Origin of the sequence: Blautia faecis (assembly GCF_020554845.1) — a bacterium.
Lineage (GTDB): Bacteria > Bacillota > Clostridia > Lachnospirales > Lachnospiraceae > Blautia_A > Blautia_A faecis.
This window is the reverse complement of sequence record NZ_JAJCIA010000079.1, coordinates 1-1,601: the sequence shown is the minus strand read 5'-3', so window position 1 is coordinate 1,601 and position 1,601 is coordinate 1. Positions and strand designations below refer to the sequence as shown.

1 protein-coding gene is annotated in these 1,601 nt (G+C 34.5%); it reads right to left on the bottom strand.

Annotated features, from left to right (window positions below; translation table 11 throughout):
• Positions 1 to 127: 127 nt before the first annotated feature.
• Positions 128 to 1,531 carry an IS1182 family transposase gene (locus LIZ66_RS18240; RefSeq protein ID WP_173769741.1) on the bottom strand — a complete coding sequence of 468 codons (1,404 nt, stop codon included), beginning with the start codon at positions 1,529 to 1,531 and terminating at the stop codon, positions 128 to 130.
• Between the last annotated feature and the right edge of the window lie 70 nt (positions 1,532 to 1,601).

Here is a 1,601-nt window from a genome sequence, read left to right as displayed (position 1 = left end):
CAGACTGTCTAACAATTCAAAAATTCAGTCTGATGTAGACGGTATTTTTATCTTCGATTTTTTTAATACCATTTTTATCTTTGTTTTTCACATGAATTACATGTGTTCCCCTCTGTTACATCATACATTATTCAAACCTCATTACTAATTCTTCTGTTGAAAACATGCTTAATAATCGCTTAAAGTTATAAGCGATAAACATAGATGCAGCTTCTGCGTCAACATTCTCTTGTCTGCGTCGAAGAAAGAAATTATATCCGAGGCTCCTTTTTATAGTCCCAAATGGATGCTCCACGATACATCTTCTCTGTTTATAAACCTCGTTATTATTTAGTGTTTCATTATACACAGTTTCAAGAACATCTTCATGTACCCAACGCTGTATCGTTCTTCCAGATGAAGAAGTAGTGCAGTCTTTTTTATATTTGCATGAATTGCAGTCTGTACACTTATATTTGCGATACTTCATACCATTCTTCGAAGTGTTTTCAAAAAATCGTAATCTATTTCCTGCTGGGCATGTGTATTCATCAGTCTCACCATTATAGATAAACTTTTCTTTGCGAAATTCATTATCCTTTGTAGCATTATTCGCTTTAGCTTTTTTTATAAAGACATTCATTCCAGCATCAACGCATTTTTTTATCTCCGTTCCGTTATAATAACCTGTATCTGCAAGAACTGTAGAAGACTCTTTTTCTAAAAGTTCGGATGCTTTTTGTGCCATAGTATAAAGCTGGTTTTGATCATTTATATCATTAGTCGTCGAAATATCTACAACGAAATGATTCTTTGCATCTACAACAGACTGTACATTGTAGCAGATATCCAATGAGCCGTTATTTTTCATCCTTCTTGAATCAGGATCTGTCAAACTCTTTTGTTCCAGTCCTTCATCTTTTAATTCCTGTTTTTGTGTAAGATACTGTTCTTTTAACTCTTGATAGGTTTTTAGTTTATCTGTAAGGTCATCTGCCGGCACCTCATCTTTAGCGATTGCCATAAGATATGCATTTATCTGAGCTTCTGCATATTCGATTTTTTTATCTAAACCGCTTTGCGTAATACAATTATGCTTGCTGTTTTGAGCATGGATCTTTGTTCCATCAATAACAATCAGTTCGCCATCAATGAGTCCCCAACCTTTGAGAATAAGGGTAAGATTTCGTAATGTATTATGAAACGCAGCATTGTTCTTCTGAACAAACCCTGCAATAGTACCATGATCAGGTGTTATGCAGTTTACCAGCCACATTAATTCCAGGTTGCGTTTTGCTTCTGTTTCCAATGCGCGGCTAGAACGAATCTTATTTAAATAACCATAGATATGAAGTTTTAATAAATCAGATCGGCGATAAGGTGATTGTCCTCGATTCCTACCGCTATACTCTATAAAACCCAGATTTTCTAAATCTAAGGATTCTACATAAGAATCTATTACTCGGACAGAATTATCCTTACTTATTAAGTCGTCTAATGAAGTGGTTATCATTCTTGTCTGATATCTATCTGTGCCAACAATATATGCCATAACGAATCCCCCTATGATACTGTATTTGGTAGTTTTATTATAGCATTTTTCTTAATTGTTAGACAGTCTG

Excerpts from the sequence above, each read along its gene's own strand:
- LIZ66_RS18240 (WP_173769741.1), bottom strand. The coding sequence starts at position 1,531 with ATGGCATATATTGTTGGCACAGATAGATATCAGACAAGAATGATAACC.